Here is a 24946-nt window from a genome sequence, read left to right on the forward strand (position 1 = left end):
CTGTAAATTGAGACCGTTTCTCTTCTGGGTCGTCGGGAAGAAATGCAATTCCTCGGTATGAAGAATGGGAACGTAATGTCAGTGGAATTTATTGCGAGGAACGCGGCAGAGAATCCGGTGGGGCGCCTGTGAATAACGCGGCCACGAAATCCCGCCAAATCGATGCGGCACATCTGCAAGCAAGAGTTGTAGATGGTGTGAATATTCTAAGCCTCGAGAAGCCGGGATTGATCCCCGGCAGCGTCGCAAAGGTCGATCACGATCTGCATATGGGGTTCGAGGATGGCGAGACGCTTGTCCTGCAGGACTTCTATCTTCTTGGCGATTCCGGCGAATACAGCCTGCTTCTTGACACCACGGGCCAACCCGTCGCGTCGGGGCTTTCGGCCCCTGTCGTGGATCGCGTCGCGCGCGCCGAAACCCCTATCTACGCTGACGAGGTTGGACAGACCGATGCGGTCGCACAGCAGTCGAGCGATCCTGACGCAGGTCTGACAGGCGGCACGACCGAGGTTCCGCTCTGGGCGGCGGCCGGTGGGGCGGTTTTGATTGGTGCCCAAGAGCTTGCCTCATCTGAAACCGAAGCACCTGCCGAAATCGCGGCTGCCATAGGTCAGGCTGGTGCGACCCCAGACGCGGCGCCGCAAGACGGTCTCGATCTGGGCGATGTGGTGGATTGTTTCCTTGGGGACAACGCTCTCGGCACCGTGCTCTTCCAAGAGAGCGCCTTTCCATTGATTTCCGAGATGGGAGAGGGGCTGTGATGGGGGCCAGTACAAGCATGCGCAATTCCGCGATCCATATCGCTTTGCTGGTCAAACGGGTTTTCTTTGGTTTCTTCATCTTTGCGGTTCTGGCACCGGCCACCGCACAGGCGCAGATGTCCCTGCAGGAAGCCGTTCTCAAGGCAATCGCACGCGAACCCGGTATCGAAGCCCTGCGCCAGGAAGTCGCGGTCAAGGCCGTCGATATCGAAGCGGCGCGAGATGCCTATTTCCCGACGATTGGCCTTTCTGGCGAAACCAGCACCACAAATAGCAATGGTCCCGGTGTGACGCTGACTGTTTCTCAGGTGTTGTTCGATTGGGGCCAGATCCGCCATGAGATCGCCGCCAAGACGCAGATCCGTATTCAGGCGATGGCCGATCTCAAGCAGGCGATCGAAGAGCTGACCTTTGAGGTTGCGGGCTATTTCCTCGATGTGGAAGTCATGGCGCAGAAGATACGCCGCACCAAGACCTATATGACCTTTGCGTATCGTATCGCGGAACAGGCCGAAGAGCGGTCAAAGGCCCGCCTGAGCGACGTGAGCGAGGTGGCGCGCGCGCGGCTCGAGATCACGCGCGCCGAAGATCAGCTTTCGCAATTGCTCGCCAACCGGGAAATCGCTCTGGCGCAATTGGAATTTCTTGTCGGCCAACGGCTTGGTGGCACGCTCACGCCGCCGGAACTGCGCTTTGATCGCCGTTTCAACACTGCCGACCAGATCAGAACCGCCATCTATGCGTCTCCTGACTACCTTGCTGCGAAATCTGCCGTGGCAGAGGCCGAAGCCGGTGTGAAACAGGCCAAAGTCGCCCGTTTCCCCAAGATCGAGTTGCAGGCGCAGGGCCGCGTGGACCTCAACGGTGGACGCACGCAAACCGCGCTTGGCCTCACGGCGGGTGTCGATCTGAGTTCTCGCGGATTTGGTCAGCGGCGTATTCAAGCGGCTCAACTCGAGCTAAAAGGCGCACAATCAGAAGTAGCGGCGGTCGAAAGAAACCTATTAAATTCTGGCCAAAGCGCGTTGAAACGCCTTGGTTTGCTGCGTCGCAGTGAGAAATCGAGGTCAATTCAACTCATCGACGCAGAAAAAGTTTTGGAAACATATGAAAAGCAGTTTGTAGCTGGTAGAAAAGAGTTGTTAGATATTCTTACGACCGGCCGCGATCTGTACGATGCGCAGATTGACGAAATAGACACGTACGATGAGCGGAAGCGAACGGAGTACGAAGCGGCTAAAGACCTGGGGGTTCTTGGAACGCTACTTCTGTCGAAACGTACAAGTAGACAGAACTAGTGCAAAGGGGATCGAAAATGGGAAATGTACCACAGCATGATCCGCTCGTTTTAGGGTTGATTGAGCTTTGCCGTGTGCAAGGCGTGTCTACATCGAGCTTGCAATTGACGGATGGCTTGCCAAGAGAGGCAGAAGATCGGCTGACTGCTGATCTCGCTCCGCTGGCATTGCGCCGCGCCAACATGAGTTGCCGGGTGAGCCGGGAAGCGATCAGCACGCTCCCAGAGCATAGTTTCCCGGTTCTCGTTTTCCTCAAGGATGGACGCACTGCCGTCATCGAGACCTTCGAGGGCGGAAAAGCGAAAGTGATCCTGCCCGAATCCGGCGGTGGCCGCGCGGTCTGGTCCGGTGAGGAATTGCAGAAGCGCCATGATGGGCGCGTGCTTTTTGCCAAGCCGATCGACATCGTGTCGGATCGCCTTGACGGCAAGAAGGGCGATCCGCGCCATTGGCTGCGTGGCCCGCTGATCGAGAATTGGTGGATTTATCGCGATGTCATGGTGGCCTCTTTCGCGGCCAATATCCTTGCGGTGGCGACGGCGCTTTTCTCGATGCAGGTCTATGACCGCGTGGTGCCCAACAACGCATTCGATACGCTTTGGATTCTGGCCAGCGGCGTCGCAATCGCGATCGTTCTTGAGCTGGTGCTGAGGTTGATGCGGGCCTCGCTTGTTGATGTCTCAGGTCGCGACCTTGACTTGAGGCTTTCGGCCCAACTCTTTGATAAGGTGGCGAATATGCGCCTTGCGCATCAACCCGCCTCGACCGGTGTATTCGCCAACCAAGTGCGCGATTTCGGCACGGTGCGTGAGTTCTTTACCTCCGGCACGGTGACGGCGCTTTGCGATCTGCCCTTCGTATTCGTCTTTATCGGTGTGATCTGGTTCATTGGTGGGCCTGTTGCCTTTGTGGTTGCCGCCGGTGTGCTTTTGTCGGTGCTGCCGGGAATCCTGATGCAGAAGAAACTGGCGAGCGCCTCGCGGGAAAACACGCGGGAGGCTGCGGCGCTAAACGGGCTGCTGCTTGAGACGATTTCCAATCTCGAAACCGTCAAGGCGGCACGGGCCGAAGGGCGCGTGCAGCGTGCACATGCCCAGCTTACGGCGACCATGGCGACGACCGCCGTGCGCACCCGAAACATCACCAACCTGATGACCCAGCTTGTGAGTACGGTGCAAAAGCTTGCCTATGCTGGGGTGGTGATTGCTGGGGTGTACCTCATCAGCATGGGCGAATTGACCGTCGGTAGTCTGATCGCCTGTACGCTCCTGTCGACGCGTGCCATGTCGCCGATGGGGCAGGTGGCGGGCCTTCTTGCACGCTGGCAGCATGTGCGCGCCGCGCTGGAAGGTCTCAACGAGATCATGAAATTGCCGGTGGAACGGCCGTCGGATCGCCACTTTGTGCGCGCCGAGAACCTCGAGGGTAAATATACCCTTCAGGATGTCGTCTTTCGGCATGACCCGAGCGCGCCGCCGGTGGTCAATATCCAAAGCCTGAACCTCGCTGCGGGTGAACGTGTTTCGCTCTTGGGGGGGAACGGGGCAGGGAAGTCGACCTTCCTACGCCTCATCGCGGGGCTTACGGACCCGCAGGCGGGCTCTGTCCTGCTGGACGACCTGTCTCTTGGACAGATCGATCCCATCGACCGGCGCAGGCAGATCGGGTATCTGCCGCAGAGTGTCGCGCTGTTTCAGGGAACGCTTCGGGAGAACCTGCTGCTCGATCACGGGCTGCATTCGGACGAAGAGCTATTGAAGGCGCTGGATGCGGTGGGGCTTGGCAAGTTCGTGCGTCAACACGTGCGCGGCCTCGATCTTAATATCCAGAGCAACGCCAACGTCTCGGGCGGTCAACGTCAGTCGATTGGGCTTGCAAGGGTCATCCTTCAGGATCCCAAGATCGTGCTCCTCGACGAGCCGACCTCGGCCTTTGACCACATCACCGAGGCGAATGTGATTGCCTTCCTCAAAGAGTGGCTAAAGGGCCGCACCGTTGTCATCGCGACTCATAAACGCGAGCTTCTCGGGCTGACGGATCGCGCGATTGTCCTGAAGGATGGTCGTGTGGCGCGCGATGGTGATCTGCTTCAGATCCTCAACGCGGCACGGGCCAATTCGAGCTCGAAGAAACCTGTGCAAGCGGTGACATGACGAACCCGGATCTCATAACCACGAGCCATATCGACGGAAGTTATCGCCGCCACACCTTGAAGAAGGCAAGGTTGGTGATTCAGACGGTCGTCTTGTCGCTTATCATCGCGATTGGCTGGGCCAGTATCGCGGAGATCAGTGAGATCACTCGCGGCGATGGTCGGGTCGTCCCGCTCCGCCGTTTGCAGACGATCCAGAGTTTGGAAGGCGGGATTCTCGCCGAGCTTTACGTCTCAGAGGGCGACATCGTTGACGAAGGTGAACTGATTGCCCGGCTTGATCCGACGCGTTCGGAAACCGCATTCAAGGCGACACAAGCCGAGATCGAAGCCCTGTCCGCCGAGGTGACGCGGCTTGAGGCCGAGGTGCTCGAGTTGCCCGAGGTGGATTTCGGTGCAGAGCCAAATGCCTCTGAGGCGACCGAACTACGGCTCTTTAAGGCACGCAAGAAGAAGCTCGAAGCGTCGCTTGCTTCGCTGAGTGAAGAGCGGCTCGCGATTCAGAACCAGATCGAAATCACTAGCCCGTTGGTCGAAACCGGCTCGGTGAGCCAGATTGACTTGCTGCAACTGCGTCAGCAAAAGGCCGAGTTGGACGGCAAGATCAACGAGGTGCGCAATGCCTATGTGCAGGACGCCTACAAGGATCTTGCCCAGCGACGCGCCAAGCTTACCACGCTGCAGCAGGATCTGATCCAGAAGCAAGATGAGTTTAAACGCACCGAAGTGCTCTCTCCGGTGGCTGGCCGTGTCAACAACATCAAGATCACGACCTTGGGTGGCGTGGTACAGCCCGGCGAAGCGATCATGGAAATTACGCCGACCGATGACCAGCTTCTGATCGAGACTCAGGTCTTGCCGCAGGACGTGGCCTTTGTGGCGCCCGGCATGCCGGCGAGCGTCAAGATCACGGCCTATGACTTTGCCACCTATGGCGACTTGCGGGGCGTGGTCACACAGATTTCCGAAGACACCGTGGAAGAAGACACGCCGCAAGGGCCGAAAGACTTCTACCGGGTAATGGTGCGCACCGAGAAAAGCTATCTCGAGCGGTTCGGCAAAGAGTTTGCGATTAGACCGGGCATGGTTGCCCAGGTTGATATCGAGAGTGGAGAAAGATCGATTCTGAGTTACCTGACGCGTCCTCTACTGCGCGCCAAACTTAGATAGAACAATGGCCTAAGAGGCGCGTGGGGGCGCTCCTCGACTCACGGAACACTCTCTTCGAGGGTGATGGAAAGGGACGATTTATGCTGCCGAAGATGAACCGGAAGAGCTTTCACAAGTTCTTGCGCCAATCCAGTTTGATCGCTGTCGGGGCAGGGATGCTTGCGGCGAGTTTCACAGACGCGGTCAAGGCTCAGGCGGTCTACCTGACGGATGTCGAGGTGCGCGGTGCCGAGTTCATCTCCGAGGCGGATATCCTACAGGCCTGCGACATCATCCCGAATTTCCCGTATCAGGACTACGATCTTGCGGCGATTGAAGATTGCCTGATGATGACCGGCGTCTTTGAAGAGGTCGATGTGCGCACCGAGGATCGCACCCTTGTCGTAGAAGTTCAGGAGTTGAACACACGGCCCGGCCGGCTTGAGGCGTCACTGGCGTATGCATCCGTCGATGGCGTGATCGGGAGCCTCTATTTCGAACGCTACAACCTGTTCCCCCAGACCTTCGGGTCTTTGCGGCTCGACTTTAACACCGAGATCAAGCGCGCCACTGCGAGCCTTTACCGCAACAACCTTCCGGCTCCGGGTTTCGGTATTGGCTTTGATATGCATCTGGCCAGCCTGAATTACGACGACACGTCTTACACACATGAATATGCGCGGCTTGAACCCTATCTTGCTTGGTCCCGGAACCGGAATACCCGCGTCGAGGTGGGGCTGGGCTATCGGGGGCATCGGCAATCCGATATTGGCGCCGGTGCGAGCGCGCTCGTGGTCAAGGAACAGACCAACGGCATTTCTGCGCCTTACCTTCGGTTTGGGTTCAACCATAGCTCTGACGCGGTTCTCGACGATGCGTGGGACGCGGCGGGGTTTCAGTTCAAGTTCGACCAGTTCTTCTGGAACCTCGGCACAAATGACCAACTTACGGATTCGCGCGTCGCGATGAGTTCTTATGTGCCACTTGGGAATGACTTCCGTTTCCTCGTCTCGGTGAGCGCCGGGTATGTCAATGGCCTCGACGGGAACGCCACGCGGGCAATCGACCGCTTCTTTCCTGGCCCGACAGACCTGCGCGGGTTCTCGCCGCGTGGGCTTGGGCCGAGACATGCAGGCGATGCTCTGGGCGGCAACAAGTATGCTGTCGCGTCCTTCGAGGTGCAGAAAAAACTCGACACCCTGTTCAAGGCGCCCGTCTATGGCGGCATATTCGTCGACACCGGTGCCGCGTGGAGCCTCGATGACACGCTCGGCGGGGTGATCGATGACAGCCAACGGCGGCGCAGTTCGGTGGGCCTCTCGTTGACCTTCAACGTGGCGAATACGCCGGTGTCCCTGTATGTCGCCAAGCCGATCGAGAAGGAAGCGGGCGATCAGGAACAGGCCTTTGGCCTAAGCTTCACCGCGCGATTCTGACTCCGGAAAAGCCCTCGGTCCGCCCGTCCGGAATCATTGATTTCTTGGTGGGCAAGGGGCCGAGGCGCGCGACCAGAGATACATACCTTAGTATGGGTTTGGGTTTGCGACCCTTTTCATGACCCGTCTGCGGGCGTGCGGGAGCCGCACATGTATACCACATAAGTCATTGATATAAAACATATTTCATTCAAATTGCCTGTCCTCTTTCCCTTGAGGAAGGGAAATCACGCGGCCTAACGGTGATGTGAGAAAAAGGACTATCCTAAAGGTTCGTAAGGGTGTATACCTAAGTATTAGATTTACTAAGGGGACTCGATCATGAACCTCTCTTTCTCATACGCAGCCAGCTCCTCCAAAGGGGGAGAATACCGCTCACAGAACGCAAGACACGCCAAGGGTGTTGGGACTCTTGAAGACGCTCTCTTTGAGAGCCTCGATGTGCGCTTGAGCGAATCCGAAAGCACGCGTCGCAGTCTCAATGACTTCCTGCGCGTGAACCGCCGGATCCGCGCATCCCGTCTCTGGCGCCAATAAGAAAGATCTTTGATCTCAGGCGCGCAGAGAATTTGCTCGATCAGACGCGCCTGAAAGAGCTACGGAAGAGGACGGCTTATTATGTTACATAGCGTTTTCGGCGAAGCACAGGTTCGCGCCAACCCTGTTCCCCAGGCGTTCCAAGAGAGACTCTCCGTTGCCGTGCTTCTCGAGCAGGACAAGCTCGCGGTTGATCTTTGCCGCAAGGAAAGTGAATTTCACGTGGTCTCGATGTTGCCCGACACGCCGGAAGATGCGCGCTCGGTCGTGCAGCGGTTCCACCGCGAGCTCAGCTATATCATCATCGATGAAGACTTCTTCGGCTCGCCCGAAGAAACCGCGGATGCGGCGTTCCAGTTTCAGCGTATGCATCCCGGTGTTCAGGTTCTTGGCGTCAAGAGCGAGATGTGGGAAGACGAGTGCATTCTGGAAACGCTTGGTGCTTGCCACAAAACGCTCCCGAGCAACCCCAGCGCGGATGTCGTGCTTGATGCTCTGAGGAACCTGCACTGAACCGTGAAGACTTTCGTCTAAGCGGTTCAGATATATCCCTTTTCTTTTGCGAGAATAACCGCTTGTGTGCGGTTGCCAGCGCCGAGTTTGGAGCTGACTGATTTCACGTGCATTTTGACCGTCGCTTCGGCGAGGCCAAGATTGGCCGCGATATCTTTGTTCGAGCGTCCCTCGGCCAACAGCAACAGAACTTCCATTTCCCGGTCTGAAAGCGGCGATTGGTTGCGTTCCTGGGTTTTCATACGCTGATGGCTGATAAGTTCGACCGGCACATAGCGCCCGCCCGCGGCCATGAAGCGAATCTCATTGGCGAGATCTTTCAGCGAAGCCGTTTTCAGCACCACACCTGATCCACCGAGTTGGAAGATCTGGCTTACGACGGTCGGGCTCGGGGCGCTGGTCAGGATACCGGTCGGCTTGCCGCCATTCGCCTGAAGCGCCTTCTCCATCCCCGTCACGCCATTCATGCCCGGCATATTGAGATCGACAAGAACAAGGTCGAACGGCCCGTGTGCTTCGATCTTCTCAAGCGCGATAAAGAGGTCGGGCGCAGTCTCGACTTCGATGTCGGGCAGGGAGGACAGGAAGTGTTCGAACATCTCGACGACCATCGCGTGGTCATCTGCAATGAGGACGCGGAGACTGTTGGGTGCGGAGCTAACGTTCATCGGTTGATGCGGTCCTTTGAATTTCTATGGTTTGTTCTTAGTGCCATATGCGGTCTGAAATCTAGTGAATGATGGTCTTGTGCCCTATGTGGGGCCCGAATGTTGCGTGATAATACGCGAATTCGGCTGTGTGTGGCAATTTCGATGGTCAGTCGCCGGGCAGGTGCGCGACTTCCTCGTCCACGCGGGTCAAGGCGTTTTCAAGCGCGTCAGCGATCGGGCCGAGGTCTTTGGTGTTCTTCTCCACGGCGAGTTCGAGTTCACGCAGGTGTTTCTCGACCCCGGCAAGACCGGTCAGGCTACTTGCTCCGGTCGCGGCATGAAGGATGCGCCCGATATCGGGCGGCAGGTCCGACTGACGGATAATCGCGAGCGCGTCCCGTGCTTCTTTCTGCGATCTGCGGATGAAAGTGATCGCGCCATCCCGGCCAAACTGCTCGATGATTTCGCTGACGGTTTTGCTGCGGAAAACGTCTTCACACATCTCACGGGCCGGTTGTTCGGGGGGGCTTTGGGGGTCTGGCATGGGGTCTTTCCCTGTTTCGCCTCGGTTGAGGGCTTCGGAAATGGCTTGGCAGAGGTCTTTCGGGCGGATCGGCTTTTCCAACACGCGCCGGATCCCCGCCTTCATGCAGGCAGCGACAATCCGGTCATCGCTATGCGCGGTCAAACCGATGATTGGTCCGGCCCAAAGCGGCGGTTCTCCGTCCGTGCCAGGCTGAAGCACTTTCGTCGCGAATTGCACACCGTTCATATAGGGCAGGGTCATATCCGTCAGGATCAGGTCGAGGTCGCTCAGGAATGTGGTGTCTTCGAGCAGGGACAAGGCCTCGATCCCTGTGCCCGTTGCAGACACTGAGGCCCCGGCACTTTGCAGGGTATGCCTGATCCAGTCGCGACTTGAAGGGCTGTCCTCGACAAGCAGGATACGCGCGCCATCCAAAGTGCCGGCGGTTGCAGTCTGTGTGACCGGGGCGTTGCCATGGCTTGGCGGGGCGCCGGCCGGAAGGGTAAAGGACGCGCGCAAGCAGGTCCCGATGATGTGTGCGTTTTCATCATCATGGCGATCGATCACGTCCATCTTGCCGCCAAGTTGGTGTAGCGAATGCGCCAGCACGTTCAATCCGGCAGAGGTGCGCCCTTGTTGCCCGGCTTGGCCGCTTTCCTTGGGGCCGGATGGGCTTTGCGGGGTTTGCCGGAGCGCGCGGGTCAAGCGGTCTTTCTGGTCATCGGGGAGGCCGCCGCCGGTGTCACAGACTTCAAGGACGATCGACAGCGCGGGTTCATCGCCTTGATCGAGAGGGATCGGGATACAGCGCAGCCGGATGTGGACCTCGCGGCCACCGTATTTGACGGCGTTGTCGGTCATGTTCTGGAACAAAGCCCTGACGAAACGCACCGGCCCATGCACCCATGTGTCATCCATAGGTTCGATGGAGACCTTTAATTCGGTCTGTTGCGCATGTGCGATCGGACCAAGCAACGACAACAAAGAGCGCAACTCATCGTTGATATTAAAGTCCTCATCCGCCTTCAGGCCCGCCGCGTTCTGCTCGCCCCGGATCACAGCAAGGACATTGCTGATATGCTCGAGGGCGATATCCGCCGTTCTTTGGAGCTGATTGCGAAGCTCGTCTGTATCCTTCTCCGTCGTTCCGGTTGCGCTGAGGGCTTCTTCGGCGGAGGCCAACAAGGATTGGATCGGGGTACGCAGATCGTGCGCCACACGCATCAGAGTCGCCGCGCGGGCCTTGTTGCGCAGCAACGCGGTCTCGACGTCATTTTCGGTCAGCCGGACGAGGAAGGACTCCATGTGAAGGAGCGGTAGAAACACGATTTCGCCCTCGAGGTCGCCATGCGGTGTCGGCACGGACACGCCAAGGCTTGTCGCGCGCTTTGCCTGTTTGGTGATCGAGGGCCAATCGAGCATCTCGGTGATGCCCATCTCATCAAGGCCAAGTCGCTGCGCCGCCGAATTCGCCAGAAGGGCGCTCCCGTTTGGAGAGGCGAGAAGCACCGCACGGCGATCGGTTGCGATCATGCGGGCAATCGTGCCGAGAAGGGATTGGCTCATGCGCTTGGTGTCACCGGTCGTCATAGATTGCGTCTTTTCCTACTTCGTCATTGGTAAGATCAGCCTGCCACGAGGGCACCAATCTCTACCATATTGGCGACGGAGCGCTTTTGACGGCACCCGCAATGCATACTTTCGAGGTTACTGTAGTGGGCGGGGATTGGGAATAGTGCTGGCTGTTGCGGGGGCCAAGATGCCCAGCAAAGACCTTCCGGCACGGGCAGGTGAGGCTAATACCTGTTGAAAGAAGGTGGTAAAGAACTATCAAAAAGGTTGAAAAGGTATGGGGGTAATGCTAGGGCGTATGTATCTAAAGTATGTCACCGCTCGGTTGTATGGTGGCGATGGAAGGGATAGCGTAAATGGCTACGAGTGGAATTATCACAGGTGATCCTGTGGAAGTTTATTTGGATGTGAACCGCGATGCGGTTGTAGGTTTCCAACAATCGGGTGAAGATTTGATGCTGTCGCTGGCGAATGGCGACGAAATCCGTGTTGTCGATTTCTACAAGCCTGCGGCAAACGGCCAAGAGCATCGCCTCATCTTCAGCGATGGCATGACCCTCTCTGCGAGTGAAATTCCGACCGATGACATGGTGGAAGCCGGTCTTGGCGCGGGCTTCTCGCTTGATCAGGTTGGCGCCGGTGTGGCGGCGCTGGCCGGTATCGCGGTGGCATCCTCCTTCGGTGGCGGCGATGATGGCGCGCCGGATGGTCCTTCGGGTCCGACTGGACCGACTGGCCCCACGGGCCCGACCACTCCTGACGAAGAAGCGGGTGTCCTCGATTCCGTCATCGGCGACGAAGGCCTGCTTGGCCCGGTGACCGGTGACGATGGCGCGCTTGGCGCGATCACCGGCGAAGACGGTCTTCTTGGGACGCTTGTCGGCGACGATGGCGCGCTTGGCGGGATCACCGGGGAAAACGGGCTTGTTGGCTCGCTGCTCGGCACCGGCCTTGTGGGGGCAGGCGGCAATTCTGATGATCCGCTCTCCAGCGTGACCGAAGGCCTTCTGGGCGAGGGAAGCATCGTGGGTGGCCTGCTCGGCACCACGGGTCTGACCTCTGGCCTTCTTGGCCCGGACGGGCTCATTGGCGGCCTGCTGACCTCTGATGGTCTGATCGGTGGCCTGCTGACCGAAGACGGTTTGATCGGTGGCCTTTTCGCAACCGGTGGTGTCGTCGATAGCCTTCTTGGCGGCGATAGCCTCGTCGGCGGTCTGCTTGGTCAGGATGGTCTCGTGGGCGGCTTGTTGCTCGGCGAGGATGGTCTGGTCGGCGGTCTGCTGACTGAAGACGGTCTTGTTGGCGGCCTCCTTGGTGGTGTGACCGGTGAAGATGGCCTTGTCGGTGGTCTGCTCGGACCTGACGGCCTTGTCGGCGGTCTCCTCGGCGGTGTGACCGGCGACGATGGGCTTCTTGGCGGATTGACTGGTGACGATGGTCTCGTCGGTGGTCTGCTTGGCGGAGAAGATGGCCTGCTTGGTGGCCTGACTGGCGACGATGGTCTCGTCGGTGGTCTGCTTGGCGGCGAGGATGGCCTGCTTGGCGGTCTGACTGGCGACGATGGTCTTGTCGGTGGCCTGCTTGGCGGCGAGGATGGCCTGCTTGGCGGTCTGTCTGGCGACGATGGCCTTGTCGGTGGTCTGCTCGGCGGTGACGATGGTCTTCTTGGTGGTCTGACTGGTGATGATGGTCTTGTCGGCGGTCTGCTTGGTGGCGACGATGGTCTCCTTGGCGGTCTGACCGGCGATGACGGCCTGGTCGGCGGTCTCGTCGGGGACGATGGCCTTGTCGGTGGTCTGCTCGGCGGTGACGATGGTCTTCTTGGTGGTCTGACTGGCGATGATGGTCTTGTCGGCGGCGTCCTTGGTGGCGACGATGGCCTCCTTGGTGGTGTGACCGGTGAAGACGGCCTGGTCGGCGGTCTCGTCGGGGACGATGGCCTTGTCGGCGGTCTGCTCGGCGGCGACGATGGTCTTCTGGGCGGCCTGACTGGCGACGATGGTCTTGTCGGCGGCATCCTTGGGGAAGGCGAAGGCCTCCTCGATCCGGTTCTGGCAGATGGCGGCCTTCTGGGCGACGTCACTGGCAACTCCGGCCTGCTCGGCGATGTGACTGGGGCGGACGGTCTGCTTGGTGAAGTGGCGGGCGACGATGGCCTTGTCGCGGATGTCACCGGCCTTGTCCTTCTGGGCGATGGCAACCCTGATGCCTCCGGCGGTCTTCTCGACGGTGTGCTCGGCGGTGATCTCCTCGGTGGTCTCGACTCCGATGACAGCCTGATCTGATCTGGCTGACGCCTAACGAGCGAAACGGTTAGAAGAGAGCCTTGTTCTTATAGCAAGGCTCTCTTTCTTTTCGTCGGCCCGGAAAACGCCTTTTGACCCTTCCGAGAAATGATTGGTGACATGTCGGCAGGGTAGTGCTTGGGCTGCAACAGCCCTATGGTTGTCTCACGACCGGCGATTTGCCCGCGCGCAATAAGGTGCAAAGATCGGGACGACAAAGATTGGAAAAGACGCTCTTGCCATGCACGCATATCGCGAACTGCCCGGCAAAGCCGCGTAAATGACTTGGGGAACACATGAAGGCAGTCATCTGGGGTTACAAGTACGACGACATGCGGGCGAGCTGGGCGCCGGCGATGCAAACACTTGTCAAAGGGTTGCAGGAACTCGGTTATGAAGTCGTCCTGAAAGGCCTGACATGCAACGGGCTCACGGATGTGCGCGAATTTGATCCAAAAACGGACAACCCGTGCGATGTGGTGGTCTACAACCACTGCGATATCTCGCATTTGAAAGGGAATATCGTCAAAGCCGCCAAGACCTTGTTCTTCAAACCCACGATTCCCGATTTGAAGCACTTCACCATCGATGAAATGGGGTATGGGCCGTATTCCGCGATCACTTATGAGCGTCCAAAATATGAACTGACCAATCCAGAGCCTTTCTTTTCTGAAAAGGTCGCCAAATGGAAAGCCGAGCGAACGAACAAGTTCTCGGCCGAGCTTGAGGCAGTGTCGGATCTGCCAGAGGACTACTGGCTCGTGCTTGGGCAATGTGTGGCGGATGAAACCGTAACACGGCATGATTTCGGCGATCACCGCCGGAAATTGCTACAGATCGTACCTGAGATCCGCCGTTGGTCGTCGATCCCCGTGGTGGTCAAGCTGCATCCCTATATGGATGGCACCAACGCAACGACCACCGACTATTCCGAGCAGGTCGCCAAGGAACTGACCCGTGATGGGGTGCATGTGCATTACGGCAAGCTTGATATCCATTCCATGCTGCCGCGCGCCAAAGCCGTCTTTCTGGCCAATTCAGGAGCAGGCATTGAGGCAATGATGCATCATAAACCCATTATTTCATGGGGTTGTCCCGAATATCATTGGATTACCTACAATCTGCGCCACCTCGCAGATGTGCGTCGGGCGATGGACCTGCGGTGGTTTGATCGGGAGAAACAGGCGCGTTGGCTGGCGTGGTACTATGGCGAATATTGCGTCGCCTCCCTGGAAGACGTGAAGGCCCGGTTGCGCCGTCTTGGCCTTGATAAGATGGCCCGCGCCTGATCGTTAAGCCCTTGTGATTAAATAGAAAACACTCGCGCTTGCGTGCGTCGCCTTCTCCGGCGCCGCGCCTTCAGATCACCTGCGCTAGGACAGTGTGCAATGGGGACGGTCGATCAACGATCGTCGGGAACCTGCGTGTGGGCAGACAAGAGGCGCGCGAATGCAAAGGGCGCTATCTCAAGACAAAGCCGTGTATTTTTATCCACAGAACGCATAGCCCACCCTAAAGTATTATTGCGCACTAACCAAAAGACTGTTTATAGTCATTTTTATGGCCTTTGATGCCACCTTTTGTTGTGGTGGCCAGTTAGATGTTAAGGAGTGGAAAAATGGCTAATAGAGTGATTCAAGCTAAGCCTGACCAAATTCGGGTCGGCCTCGATGTCGAACGTGGCGACGTCGTCAAATATTCCCAAGATGGTAACAACCTGATCGTCGAGATGAAGAACGGCGACATGATTGTGATCGAGAACTACTATGTGCCGACCACGGATGGTTCGTTGCACAGCATCGTGTTCGTCGATGGCGACACCATGAACGGCGATCCCGCTGCTGGTGGTCTCGGCGATGACATGGAAGGTATCGGCCTTGCGGCTCTGGCACTCGGTGCCGTGGGCCTATTGGGCGGCCTCGGAGGAGGGGGCGGCAATGGCCCGTCGGGTCCGACTGGCCCGACGGGTCCGAGTGGTCCGACATCGCCGACCGGCCCGACCGGTCCGACAACGCCGACCGGCCCCACTGGCCCCACGACCCCGACCGGTCCGACTGGCCCGACCAATCCGACTGGCCCCACGGGTCCGACGTCGCCGACTGGTCCGACCGGTCCGACAAACCCGACCGGTCCGACTGGCCCGACGAACCCAACCGGTCCGACAGGTCCGACGAACCCAACCGGCCCGACTGGCCCGACCAATCCGACCGGCCCCACTGGTCCGACGAACCCGACTGGTCCCACCGGTCCGACCGGCCCCGCGGCCGAAGAGCAGGGCTTCCTTGATCCGCTGATCGGCGAAGGTGGTCTGCTGGGCGACCTGACCGGCAACGGCGGTGTGCTTGGCGATCTGACAGGCTCCGAGGGTGTTCTTGGTGATCTTGTTGGCTCTGAAGGCGCGCTTGGCGATCTGGGCGACCAGCTTCTCGGCCAGCCGATTCTCGGTGACGGTGTTCAAGGCGACGAAATCGGTCTTCTTGACGGCCTGATTGCCGACCAAGGTCTTCTTGGTGACCTGACCGGCAACGGCGGTGAACTTGGCGACGTGACCGGTTCGAACGGCACGGCCGGTGATCTGCTGCTCAATGACGGTGCGCTTGGCGCGGTGACTGGCTCTGACGGTCTCCTCGGTTCGCTCCTCGGCACGGGTGCTGTTGGCGAAGGCGCTGGTGGCGGCACGCCGAGCGATGGTCCGCTCGATGGCCTGCTGGATGGTGTCCTGGGCGACGGTGGCATTCTTGGTGGTCTGCTGGATGGTGACCTGCTCGGCACCGACGGCGGATTGCTTGATCCGGTGTTCGCGGATGGTGGCCTTCTGGGCGATCTGACCGGCAACAATGGCCTTCTTGGCGCCGTGACCGGCTCTGCAGGAGTTCTCGGTGTCGTAGCTGGCGAGGCTGGCCTTGTGGCAGGCCTGACCGGTATCACCTTGCTTGGTGAAGGCGATCCGAACGCGGGTGGCGGTCTGCTCGACGGCATCCTTGGCGACGGCTCGCCGCTCGGTGGTGATCTGCTCGACGGTCTTCTTGGTGATACTTCGCCGCTGGATGGCCTGCTGGGCGATGGCTCGCCGCTGGAAGGCTTGCTCGGTGACGGTTCGCCGCTCGAAGGTCTTCTCGGCTCTGGCGCGGGTCTTCTTGATCCCGTGCTCGCCGATGGTGGCCTGCTTGGCGACGTGACCGGCAACTCCGGCCTTCTTGGCGATGTGACCGGCAATGACGGTCTGCTCGGCGAGGTGATCGGAGAAGGCGGTATCGTTGAACAAGCCGCAGGTATCGCACTGATCACGGATGGCGATCCGAACGCGGGCGGTGGCCTCCTCGGTGGCCTTCTTGGCGACACGTCGCCGCTCGACGGTTTGCTTGGCGATACGTCGCCTCTGGATGGTCTCCTTGGCGATACCTCGCCCTTGGATGGCCTTCTGGGTGACAGCTCGCCGCTGGATGGCCTGCTCGGAGACGGTTCGCCGCTCGAAGGTCTGCTTGGCGCAGGTGAGGGTCTTCTTGATCCCGTGCTCGCGGATGGTGGCCTGCTCGGCGATGTGACCGGCAACTCCGGGATCCTCGGCGATGTAACCGGCAATGACGGTGTGCTTGGCGAGGTTGTCGGAGACGAAGGTCTCGTCGCTGATGCGACCGGTCTTGTCCTTCTCAGTGACGGTGATCCGAACGCGGGTGGCGGCCTCCTCGGTGGTCTGCTCGGTGGCGGTGATCTGCTCGGCGGAGACCTGCTCGGTGGCGATCCGCTGACCGGTTTGCTTGACGACATCTCTGGGGTGTAAGTCAGGACCCGGCTCCGGCGAAACTCATCAAGGCCACGGCCCGAGTTTCGCCGAAACGAAAAACCCAGCGCTTCAGATGTGAGGCGCTGGGGGACAAGAACAAAATGGATCTGATATACAGATCCACCGAAATAAGGGAGGGCTGAAGGGCTTTTCCTTTAGGCAGGGCGGTTCGTCTGAATTGCCCTGTCGGCTTGGGGCGGGCTGATTGAGTCATTTTCCACTCGCTCAGGCAGTCCGCCTCAGTTCTTGGTTTTTCCAGACCCCCAAGCGGAAGCCTGACAAGACGCGAAGCCTTGCAAGTAATGCGCTTTCGTTGGCGCAGGACTCAAGCAATGATGTTCACGATCTCGACGAATAGTTCAAGAACCGTGGCCCGCGCGCAACATTATTTGCGATTCCGGTGCCAAATCGTGCCTCCCAGCCGGTTTCCGCCGCAAGGTGCACAGGTTTCCTGATCTCGAGGAAAAGCGCGGTCAAATGGCCGGTCAGACGCCGACGTATCGTTCGGTCACCTCATGGGGCAGGGTGCCCATAGCGCCACTCCAGACAGTGGCGCCGCGCTCGACGATCACGGCCCTGTCCGAGACCTGTTTCAACTCGCGCAGGGTCTTGTCGATAAGCAAAATCGCCATGCCCGTCTCGCGTTTCAACCGGGCGATCGCGGCCCAGATTTCCTGTCGGATAATTGGGGCAAGGCCTTCTGTCGCCTCGTCAAGGATCAACAGGCGCGGGTTTGTCATCAGAGCGCGTCCGATTGCGAGCATCTGTTGTTCTCCCCCCGAAAGCGAGGCCGCGCGTTGGGTGCTGCGTTCTCCGAGCCTCGGGAAAAGCGAGGCGACTTCTTCGAGGGACCACGGACCGGGACGCGACGTGGCAAGGAGGTTCTCGCGCACCGTCAAATCGCGAAAACAGCGCCGACCTTCCGGCACCAGCCCGACACCCAGCCGCGCAACCTTGTGGCTCGGCAGGCGTTGCAAGTCGCGACCATCGAAGGTCAGCCCGCCGGTCGAGGGCAGCATTCTGCAAATCGCCTTGACTGTGGTCGTCTTGCCCATGCCATTGCGCCCCATGAGCGCGACAACCTCGCCAGCGTCAATGGAGAGGTTGATGTCAAAGAGCGCCTGCGAGCTGCCGTAGCGGAGCGAAAGGCCGGACACATTGAGAAGGCTCATAGGTCTTCCCCCAGATAGGCCGCACGCACGGCGGCGTCCTTGCGGATGTCGTCAACCGTGCCGGTCGCGATAATCTGGCCATAGACGAGGACGCTGATCCTGTCGGCAAGTGCGAAAACGGCATCCATATCATGCTCCACAAGGAGGATCGGTGCCTCTGCGCGCAGGCCGTCGAGGAAACCGGTCATCTGTTTCGAGCCGCTTGCACCGAGGCCGGCCATGGGTTCGTCCATGAGGAACGCGCGTGGCGCAAGGGTGAGGGCGACAGCCACCTCGAGCTGGCGACGCTGGCCATGGCTGAGGTCCGCGGTGCGCATATCGCGCGCCTCTGCAAGGCCGACCTGTTCAAGCGCGGCAAGCGCCGTCTCGGAAAGGGCAGCGTCGCGTTTCGCGGCACGCCAGAACGACCACGGATTGCCGCGTGCGCCAAGGGCGCCGAGCATGGCGTTCTCAAACACCGTGTCTTCCATCGCGAGCGCCGAAATCTGGAACGTGCGGCCAAGCCCGGCCCTTGCCCGCGCCACGGTCGAAAGGCGTGTAATGTCCTCTCCCAATAGCTCAATGCGCCCCTGATCTGGGGCGAGCGCGCCGCTGATTTGCTGGATGAGTGTGGACTTCCCGGCACCATTGGGGCCGATGATCGCGTGAATCTCACCCGCGCGCAGGTCGATAGACACATTATCGGTCGCCTTGAGCGCACCGAATGATCGCGAAAGACCGTGTGTGGCAAGGATCGGGTCAGACATGCGGCCCCTCCTTGCCAGTAAGCAGGCCGACAAGCCCGCCACGTGCGAAAAGCACGATCAGGAGAAGGATCACACCAAGGAACACATGCCAGAATTCCGTGATCCCACCGAGCCAATGTTCAAGCGTCACGAATAGGCAGGCGCCGATCACTGGCCCCATCAGGCGCCCGACGCCGCCGATCACGATCAAGACGATCAATTCGCCCGAAAGCTGCCAGGAGAACATGGTCGGGCTGACGAAGCGGTTAAGGTCGGCAAAGAGCGCGCCTGCAAGCCCGGTGATCGCGCCAGAGACGATAAAGGCCACGAGTTTGAGCCGCACCGGGTTCAGCCCCACGGTCTCGACCCGCGCGGGCACCTGCCGTGCGGCGTTGAGCGCAAGGCCAAAGGGCGCGGCCTGAAGCCGTGCGTTGAGGAAAAGCGCAGCGCACAGAAGGGCAAAGCAGAGGGCGAAGAACTGGATCGGGACGAGTGTGTTCACCCCCGGAAACCCATTGCGGACATAGATCGAAAGCCCGTCCTCGCCGCCATAGGCGCTCCAGGAGATGGCGAAATAATAGAACATCTGCCCAAAGGCGAGGGTGATCATGATGAAGTAAACGCCGCTCGTGCGCAGGCTTAGGAGTCCGATTCCCCAAGCCGCGAGCGCCGAGACGAGCGTCGCGACAAGCCAGATGATGGGCATGGATTTCGTGCCTTCGATTGACAGGCCAAAAATCTCGAGCGGTGTGTAGGTCTGGGCATGATAGGCGAGGATGCCCATCGCATAGCCACCAATCCCAAAGAACACCGCGTGGCCAAGGCTCACGAGGCCGCCCATGCCGAGCGCGATGTTGAGGCCCACGGCGGCAAGCGCGAGGATCGCGGCGCGGGTCGCAAGCGTGATGGTGAACGGTTCGTCCACGGCGAGCGCCCAAAGCGGCACCGCGAGCAGTGCGGTAAGCACGAGGACGGCGAGGGGGCGTTCTGCGATCATAGGCGCACCCCGAAAAGGCCCGAAGGCCGCCAGATCAGGACAAGGCTCATCAGGATGTAGATTGCCATCGAGGCCAGCGCCGAGCCGGTCTGCGTCGCGGTGTCAGGGGCCATGAAGAGTTTGAACAACTCCGGCAGGAACACCCCGCCGAGCGTATCTGTGAGTCCGACAAGAAGCGCGCCGATGAAGGCGCCCTTGATGGAGCCGATGCCGCCGATCACGATCACCACAAAGGCAAGGATCAGGACCGGTTCGCCCATGCCGACCTGCACCGACTGGATCGCGCCGACAAGCGCACCCGCAAGCCCCGCAAGCCCCGCGCCGAGGGCAAAGACCAGCGTGTAGAGCTTGGAAATATCAACGCCCAGCGCGGCGATCATCTCGCGGTCGTTCTCGCCTGCGCGGATCTGGATGCCGATACGGGTGCGTGCGGTGAGAAACCAAAGCCCCGCCGCCACCGCAAGCCCGGCACCGATGAGGCTCAGGCGGTAGAGCGGGTATTCGATGCCGCCGGGAAGCGTCACCGGGCCGGAAAGCGCGTCGGGAATATCAAGGAACAGGGGAAAGGAACCGAAGACGAAACGCGTGCCTTCCGAGAAGATCAGGATCAGCGCGAAGGTCGCGAGCACTTGATCGAGATGCGGCGCGGCATAAAGCCTGCGGATCACGACCATTTCGACAATCGCCCCTGCCAGCGCCGCCGCCGCAAGCGCCGCGATGAGCGCGAGGAGGAACGACCCAGTCGCCCCAGCCACGGCCGCCGCAGCAAAGGCCCCGACCATATAGAGCGAGCCATGCGCAAGGTTGATCAGCCCCATCACACCGAAGATGAGCGTCAGGCCCGCCGCCATGAGAAAGAGCATGACACCGAATTGCAGGCCGTTGAGGACCTGTTCCGCGATAAGTAGGAAAGACATGGTAATGCGTCGTTTGGGTCCGAGGCCAGTCTGACAGTTTCAGGCTGGCCCCAAGACAGTCTTACATTTTGCACTCGCCCGCATAGGCGTCGGCATGATCCTCAAGCGCAGGGCCGAGGATCTTGTTGGTATAGACCTCGCCCTCCTTGATGACCTCGCGGGCATAAATCGTCTGAACCGGGTGGTGGTTCGGGCCGAACTTGAACGCGCCACGCGTGCTGTCGAACTCCGCCGCCTCAAGTGCTGCGCGGAAGGCGTCGGCATCGGACACATCGGCCTTGTCCACGGCGGAGATCAGCAGGTTCGCGGTATCAAACCCCTGGCTCGCATAGAGCGAGGGCAGGCGGCCATACTTGGCCGAAAAGCTTTCGACAAAGGCAGCATTGGTCGGATTGTCGATGTCCTTGTTCCACTGCGATGTGTTCACAACGCCGAGCGCCGCATCGCCCACGGCCTGAAGGATGCCCTGATCAAACGAGAAGGCCGGACCAACCACCGGCAGGTCCACACCGGAATCAGCATATTGCTTGAGGAAGGAAATCCCCATGCCGCCGGGCAGGAAGAAAAACACGCTGTCGGCACCGCTTGCGCGGATCTGCGCGATCTCTGCGGCATAATCCGTCTGGCCGAGCTTGGTATACACCTCGCCCGCGAGATCCCCACCAAAGAAGCGTTTATAGCCGGTGAGCGCATCCTTGCCCGCCGGGTAGTTCGGCGCGAGGATGAAGCTGTTCTTGTAGCCTGTCGTATTGGCATAGGCACCCGCGGCTTCGTGCAGGTTGTCGTTCTGCCAGGCGACGTTGAAATAGTTCTCGTGGCAGCCCTTGCCCGCGAGCGCGGAGGGCCCGGCATTGGGAGAAAGATAGAACTTGCCCTGTGCGACCGAGGCCGGGACCACGGCCATGGCGAGGTTGGACCAGATAATGCCCGTCAGCACATCGACCTTTTCGGATTGGATCATCTTGTCGGCGAGCTGCACCGCGATATCGGGTTTGCGCTGATCGTCTTCGATCACCACCTCGATATCGTCGCGCCCTGATTGCTCAATGGCGAGCATGAACCCATCGCGCACGTCGATGCCAAGGCCAGCACCGCCGCCTGAAAGCGTGGTGATCATGCCAACCTTGACCTCGGCCATCGCCGCGCTGGCCATCAAGGCCGCAGAGGCGGTTGCGAGCAGTAGTTTCTTCATGTCTGTCTCCCTGTCGTGTCTTTGTCTTGTCATTTCGGGCCATCTTTCGCGCTGGGGGCGGATATTCCAAGCGCAAAATCGTCGAAAACGACGAAAGAGCGCGGGTTTCAACCTTCAGAGCGGCTGAGGAAGGCGCTCCATTCCTCGGGCGTGTCGATATCAAGCTGTGCATGATCGCCGGGCAAGGGAATGTCGAGGACTGGCCCGTCATGACCCGCAATGACCGCCCGCGCGCCCTGATCGCCGGTCAATGACTCGAGCGCGTTGAAACAGGCGGCGGGAAAGATCACGGGGTGGCCAGGAGCGCCATCTGCACCCGTGCCGCGCAAGATCGCGTTGGCAGGCGCAGCGGACCAAGCGTCCGTCATCGCGATCAGGTCGTCTGTGCTCAGGCCGGGCATATCGGCGGGCAGGATCATCAACGCGGTCGCCTGCCTTGGCCGCAGCGCAGTGCCAGTTGCAATGCTCGCCCCCATGCCGAGATGTGCATCGCGCACTGTCACGGGCGCAGCGTCGCAATCGGCCACAATCGCCGCGCGCGCCGGTTTGTCGGGGGGCAGGGCGACCAGCACTGGCGCGCGTGTCCGCTCTGCACGCAGGATCATCGTTGCCAGCATCGGCACACCGTCGATCGGTAGGGTAAGCTTGTCACGGCCCTCCATGCGTGAGGACGCTCCGGCAGCGAGGATCAGGATGGAAAGCATGGCGCCTCAATAGATAGAAAACCGCCGGAGGCGCGGTCAGGACGCCTCCGGCGGGAGTATTTTTGCAGAGAAGAAGATGCGGGGGAAGGCCTAGCCCCGCATCCTTGCGCCATCGGCATCGAAGAGCGGCGCTTCGAGAAGACGGGCGGGACGCATCTCGCCAAGGATTTCGATCTCGACTTCGAGGCCGGTCTGTGCGCGTTCGATCGGCACGAATCCGAGCGCGATGGATTTTTCCGCATGGTGCGAATAGCCGCCCGAAGTGCAGAAGCCCACGACCGCGCCATCGAGCCAGATCGGCTCATAGGCGTGGACATCGGCATCCGAGGCATCGACCTCGAAGGCGCAGAGCTTGCGCGTAGGGCCGCTCTCGCGTTCGGCCTCTGCCGCCGCGCGACCGATGAAATCGGCGTCTTTCTTGAAGGCGATGAAACGATCAAGCCCGGTTTCCGCCGCTGTGTAGTCGGGCGAGAATTCCGAGAGCCACGAGCCAAAGAACTTGTCGAGGCGCAGCGACATCATCGCGCGCATCCCGAAGGGGCGCATCCCATGCTCTTGCCCTGCGGCCCAAAGCACCTGCCAGAGCGCGCGCTGCGAGGGCAGGTCACAGAAAATTTCAAACCCAAGATCGCCGGTATAGGAGACGCGCTGCACCACGCAGTCAGCCATGCCGACGCTCATCCGGCGCACATCCATGAAGCGCATGTCGGAAATGTCCTGACGCGTGCAAGCCTGAAGCACGTCGCGCGCCTTTGGCCCGGCGATCTGGAACCCGGTGACGCGATCCGAGATGTTCTCGATCTGCACCCCGTCGGTCGCGTTCCGCTCGAACCAGCGCATGTGATAGGCCTGCGATCCGTAGGACGCGGTCAATTGGAACACCTCTTCAGAGAGGCAGGAAATCGTGAAATCCCCGATCAGACGGCCCTTGGGCGACAGCATCGGCGTGAGCGACAGGCGCCCCGGTTTCGGCACGCGCCCCGCCATGATCCGGTCGAGCCAATCGCGCGCGCCGGGGCCGGTGATGCGATATTTGCCGAAGTTGTGGGTTTCGTTGATCCCCACCGCCTCGCGCACAGCCTTGACCTCGCGGGCAGTCGCCGCGAAGGCGTTGGAGCGGCGGAAGGAGGGCGTCTCATAGCGCGGCTCATCGCCCAGCGCGAAATAGTTCACAACCTCGAGCCCATACTGCGCGCCCCAGACGGCCCCCATCTGGTCAAAGACATCGTACATCGGCGTGGTGCGGAATGGGCGCGCGGCGGGAAGTTCCTCGTTCGGGTAGGAAACGGAAAAGCGTTTCTGGTAGTTTTCGATCACCTTGGGCCGCGTGTAGCCCGGCGTAATCCAGTCGCCATAGCGCGCGCAATCCATCGCGAAGGTGTCGCGCTCGCATTCGCCCTCGACCATCCACTGTGCGAGCATCAGGCCAACGCCGCCGCCTTGCGAGAAACCGGCCATCACGGCGCAGGCGGACCAGTAATTGCGCATCCCCGGCACCGGCCCGACAAGCGGGTTGCCATCGGGGGCAAAGGTGAAGGGGCCATGGATCACGGATTTGACGCCGACCTCGGCCAGCGCGGGGAAACGGCGATAGGCAAAGTCGATCGACTCTTCGATCTTGTCGAAATCATCCGGCAGAAGCTCGTGTCCGAAATTCCAAGGCGTGCCATCGACCGCCCAAGGCTTGCAGGGCTGTTCATAGAATCCGATGCAGAGACCGCGCCCTTCCTGACGCAGATAGCTTTCGCCCGCCGGGTCCATGACATGCGGATGTTCTCCGCCTCCGTCGATGATCTCGGCGATCATCGGCACTTCGTCGGTGACGATATATTGGTGCTCCATCGGGTGCAGCGGGAAATAGACACCTGCCATCGCGCCAACTTCGCGCGCCCAGAGACCACCGGCGTTGACCACGTGCTCGGTATGGATCGTGCCCTTGTCGGTCACAACGTCCCAAGTGCCGTCCGGGCGCTGGTTGGTCTCAACCACCTTGCAATGGGTCTCGATGGTCGCCCCGCCCATACGCGCGGCCTTGGCATAGGCATGGGTCGTCCCGGACGGGTCGAGGTGACCATCGAGCGGATCGTAGAGGCCGCCAATGATGCCGTCGATATTGGTCACCGGGGCGATCTTGGCGATCTCTTCGGGGGTCACGATCTCGGTCTCAAGCCCCATGAAGCGATGCTTGGCCCGTTCCGCGACGAGCATGTCAAAACGCTCTTTGTTATCCGCCAGAGTCACGCCGCCCACATGGTGCAGACCGCAGGACATGCCGGTGATCTCTTCAAGCTCTTTATAGAGCCGGATCGTATAGCCCTGAAGCGCGGCCATGTTGGTGTCGCCGTTGAGCGTATGAAACCCGCCCGCCGCGTGCCATGTGGAGCCTGAGGTGAGTTCCGAGCGTTCCAGAAGCATGACATCCGACCAGCCAAGCTTGGTCAGGTGGTAGAGCACGGAACAGCCGACGACACCGCCGCCGATGACGACTACGCGTGTGGTGGTTTTCATGGGGGCGCCTCCTTGTTGGTTGCCGCCATCCTGTTCGCGCCGGGGGGCGGGGTGCAAGTCGGAAA

At 60.1% G+C, this 24946-nt stretch carries 18 protein-coding genes; 9 read left to right on the forward strand and 9 right to left on the reverse strand.

Translation table 11 applies throughout. The features are described from left to right. Positions 1-197: 197 nt before the first annotated feature. The 6 genes from R1W01_RS12655 (at position 198) to R1W01_RS12680 (ending at position 7849) form a co-directional block, all read left to right on the forward strand. Entirely contained in the window at positions 198-764 is a 567-nt protein-coding gene (locus R1W01_RS12655; RefSeq protein WP_297757172.1) for a hypothetical protein, read from the forward strand. Further along, entirely contained in the window at positions 764-2062 is a 1299-nt protein-coding gene (locus R1W01_RS12660; protein WP_243612909.1) for a TolC family protein, read from the forward strand. The genes R1W01_RS12655 and R1W01_RS12660 overlap by 1 nt, the downstream gene beginning before the upstream one ends. A 17-nt stretch (positions 2063-2079) precedes the next feature. Then, the gene (locus R1W01_RS12665) at positions 2080-4215 is read left to right on the forward strand and encodes a type I secretion system permease/ATPase (RefSeq protein ID WP_243612908.1); all 2136 of its coding nucleotides are present in this window, start codon (positions 2080-2082) and stop codon (positions 4213-4215) included. Further along, on the forward strand, positions 4212-5384 hold the full coding sequence (locus R1W01_RS12670; protein WP_317275244.1) for an HlyD family efflux transporter periplasmic adaptor subunit: 1173 nt from the start codon (positions 4212-4214) through the stop codon (positions 5382-5384). The genes R1W01_RS12665 and R1W01_RS12670 overlap by 4 nt, the downstream gene beginning before the upstream one ends. 80 nt (positions 5385-5464) lie before the next feature. Further along, a complete protein-coding gene (locus R1W01_RS12675) occupies positions 5465-6799 on the forward strand; it encodes a BamA/TamA family outer membrane protein (RefSeq protein WP_297757179.1) in 1335 nt (444 codons plus the stop codon). 618 nt (positions 6800-7417) lie between these two features. Next, positions 7418-7849: a hypothetical protein gene (locus R1W01_RS12680; protein WP_297757181.1), complete on the forward strand. Its 432-nt coding sequence runs from the start codon at positions 7418-7420 to the stop codon at positions 7847-7849. Between the two features lie 26 nt (positions 7850-7875). Here R1W01_RS12680 and R1W01_RS12685 read toward each other — a convergent pair whose 3' ends face one another. Then, the gene (locus R1W01_RS12685) at positions 7876-8517 is read right to left on the reverse strand and encodes a response regulator transcription factor (protein ID WP_243612904.1); all 642 of its coding nucleotides are present in this window, start codon (positions 8515-8517) and stop codon (positions 7876-7878) included. A 148-nt stretch (positions 8518-8665) separates the two neighbouring features. Then, complete coding sequence (locus tag R1W01_RS12690; protein WP_297757184.1) at positions 8666-10615, reverse strand: response regulator; 1950 nt, start codon at positions 10613-10615, stop codon at positions 8666-8668. A gap of 338 nt (positions 10616-10953) precedes the next feature. Here R1W01_RS12690 and R1W01_RS12695 point away from each other — a divergent pair, with 338 nt between their 5' ends. From R1W01_RS12695 to R1W01_RS12705, 3 genes are all read left to right on the forward strand, one after another. After that, positions 10954-12882 (forward strand): BapA/Bap/LapF family prefix-like domain-containing protein, encoded by a 1929-nt coding sequence (locus tag R1W01_RS12695; protein ID WP_317275245.1) that lies wholly within the window; start codon positions 10954-10956, stop codon positions 12880-12882. Positions 12883-13178: 296 nt separating this feature from the next. Further along, positions 13179-14171 (forward strand): hypothetical protein, encoded by a 993-nt coding sequence (locus tag R1W01_RS12700; RefSeq protein ID WP_243612901.1) that lies wholly within the window; start codon positions 13179-13181, stop codon positions 14169-14171. A 329-nt stretch (positions 14172-14500) separates the two neighbouring features. Then, on the forward strand, positions 14501-16663 hold the full coding sequence (locus tag R1W01_RS12705; protein WP_297756710.1) for a BapA/Bap/LapF family prefix-like domain-containing protein: 2163 nt from the start codon (positions 14501-14503) through the stop codon (positions 16661-16663). A 488-nt stretch (positions 16664-17151) separates the two neighbouring features. On the opposite strand, the gene R1W01_RS12710 is transcribed toward R1W01_RS12705, so the two are convergent. The 7 genes from R1W01_RS12710 to R1W01_RS12740 all read right to left on the reverse strand — a co-directional run bounded on the left by R1W01_RS12710 (position 17152) and on the right by R1W01_RS12740 (position 24881). Continuing rightward, positions 17152-17838 carry an ABC transporter ATP-binding protein gene (locus R1W01_RS12710; protein WP_297756711.1) on the reverse strand — a complete coding sequence of 229 codons (687 nt, stop codon included), beginning with the start codon at positions 17836-17838 and terminating at the stop codon, positions 17152-17154. Then, a complete protein-coding gene (locus tag R1W01_RS12715; protein WP_297756712.1) occupies positions 17835-18584 on the reverse strand; it encodes an ABC transporter ATP-binding protein in 750 nt (249 codons plus the stop codon). Before R1W01_RS12715 ends, R1W01_RS12710 begins: the two co-directional genes overlap by 4 nt. After that, entirely contained in the window at positions 18577-19560 is a 984-nt protein-coding gene (locus tag R1W01_RS12720) for a branched-chain amino acid ABC transporter permease (RefSeq protein ID WP_297756713.1), read from the reverse strand. The genes R1W01_RS12715 and R1W01_RS12720 overlap by 8 nt, the downstream gene beginning before the upstream one ends. Next, the gene (locus tag R1W01_RS12725; protein WP_243614299.1) at positions 19557-20477 is read right to left on the reverse strand and encodes a branched-chain amino acid ABC transporter permease; all 921 of its coding nucleotides are present in this window, start codon (positions 20475-20477) and stop codon (positions 19557-19559) included. The genes R1W01_RS12720 and R1W01_RS12725 overlap by 4 nt, the downstream gene beginning before the upstream one ends. Before the next feature lie 61 nt (positions 20478-20538). Next, positions 20539-21669 (reverse strand): ABC transporter substrate-binding protein, encoded by a 1131-nt coding sequence (locus tag R1W01_RS12730; RefSeq protein WP_297756714.1) that lies wholly within the window; start codon positions 21667-21669, stop codon positions 20539-20541. Between the two features lie 107 nt (positions 21670-21776). Next, positions 21777-22373: a nucleotidyltransferase family protein gene (locus tag R1W01_RS12735; RefSeq protein WP_297756715.1), complete on the reverse strand. Its 597-nt coding sequence runs from the start codon at positions 22371-22373 to the stop codon at positions 21777-21779. A gap of 90 nt (positions 22374-22463) precedes the next feature. Then, a complete protein-coding gene (locus tag R1W01_RS12740; protein WP_317275246.1) occupies positions 22464-24881 on the reverse strand; it encodes an FAD-dependent oxidoreductase in 2418 nt (805 codons plus the stop codon). Between the last annotated feature and the right edge of the window lie 65 nt (positions 24882-24946).

This window comes from Shimia sp. FJ5 (assembly GCF_032918335.1).
Lineage (GTDB): Bacteria > Pseudomonadota > Alphaproteobacteria > Rhodobacterales > Rhodobacteraceae > Shimia > Shimia aestuarii_A.

Coding starts and splice junctions, on each gene's coding strand:
- R1W01_RS12660 (WP_243612909.1), top strand. CDS start 764: ATGGGGGCCAGTACAAGCATGCGCAATTCCGCGATCCATATCGCTTTG.
- R1W01_RS12665 (WP_243612908.1), top strand. CDS start 2,080: ATGGGAAATGTACCACAGCATGATCCGCTCGTTTTAGGGTTGATTGAG.
- R1W01_RS12670 (WP_317275244.1), top strand. CDS start 4,212: ATGACGAACCCGGATCTCATAACCACGAGCCATATCGACGGAAGTTAT.
- R1W01_RS12675 (WP_297757179.1), top strand. CDS start 5,465: ATGCTGCCGAAGATGAACCGGAAGAGCTTTCACAAGTTCTTGCGCCAA.
- R1W01_RS12680 (WP_297757181.1), top strand. CDS start 7,418: ATGTTACATAGCGTTTTCGGCGAAGCACAGGTTCGCGCCAACCCTGTT.
- R1W01_RS12685 (WP_243612904.1), bottom strand. CDS start 8,517: ATGAACGTTAGCTCCGCACCCAACAGTCTCCGCGTCCTCATTGCAGAT.
- R1W01_RS12690 (WP_297757184.1), bottom strand. CDS start 10,615: ATGACGACCGGTGACACCAAGCGCATGAGCCAATCCCTTCTCGGCACG.
- R1W01_RS12695 (WP_317275245.1), top strand. CDS start 10,954: ATGGCTACGAGTGGAATTATCACAGGTGATCCTGTGGAAGTTTATTTG.
- R1W01_RS12700 (WP_243612901.1), top strand. CDS start 13,179: ATGAAGGCAGTCATCTGGGGTTACAAGTACGACGACATGCGGGCGAGC.
- R1W01_RS12705 (WP_297756710.1), top strand. CDS start 14,501: ATGGCTAATAGAGTGATTCAAGCTAAGCCTGACCAAATTCGGGTCGGC.
- R1W01_RS12710 (WP_297756711.1), bottom strand. CDS start 17,838: ATGAGCCTTCTCAATGTGTCCGGCCTTTCGCTCCGCTACGGCAGCTCG.
- R1W01_RS12715 (WP_297756712.1), bottom strand. CDS start 18,584: ATGTCTGACCCGATCCTTGCCACACACGGTCTTTCGCGATCATTCGGT.
- R1W01_RS12720 (WP_297756713.1), bottom strand. CDS start 19,560: ATGATCGCAGAACGCCCCCTCGCCGTCCTCGTGCTTACCGCACTGCTC.
- R1W01_RS12725 (WP_243614299.1), bottom strand. CDS start 20,477: ATGTCTTTCCTACTTATCGCGGAACAGGTCCTCAACGGCCTGCAATTC.
- R1W01_RS12730 (WP_297756714.1), bottom strand. CDS start 21,669: ATGAAGAAACTACTGCTCGCAACCGCCTCTGCGGCCTTGATGGCCAGC.
- R1W01_RS12735 (WP_297756715.1), bottom strand. CDS start 22,373: ATGCTTTCCATCCTGATCCTCGCTGCCGGAGCGTCCTCACGCATGGAG.
- R1W01_RS12740 (WP_317275246.1), bottom strand. CDS start 24,881: ATGAAAACCACCACACGCGTAGTCGTCATCGGCGGCGGTGTCGTCGGC.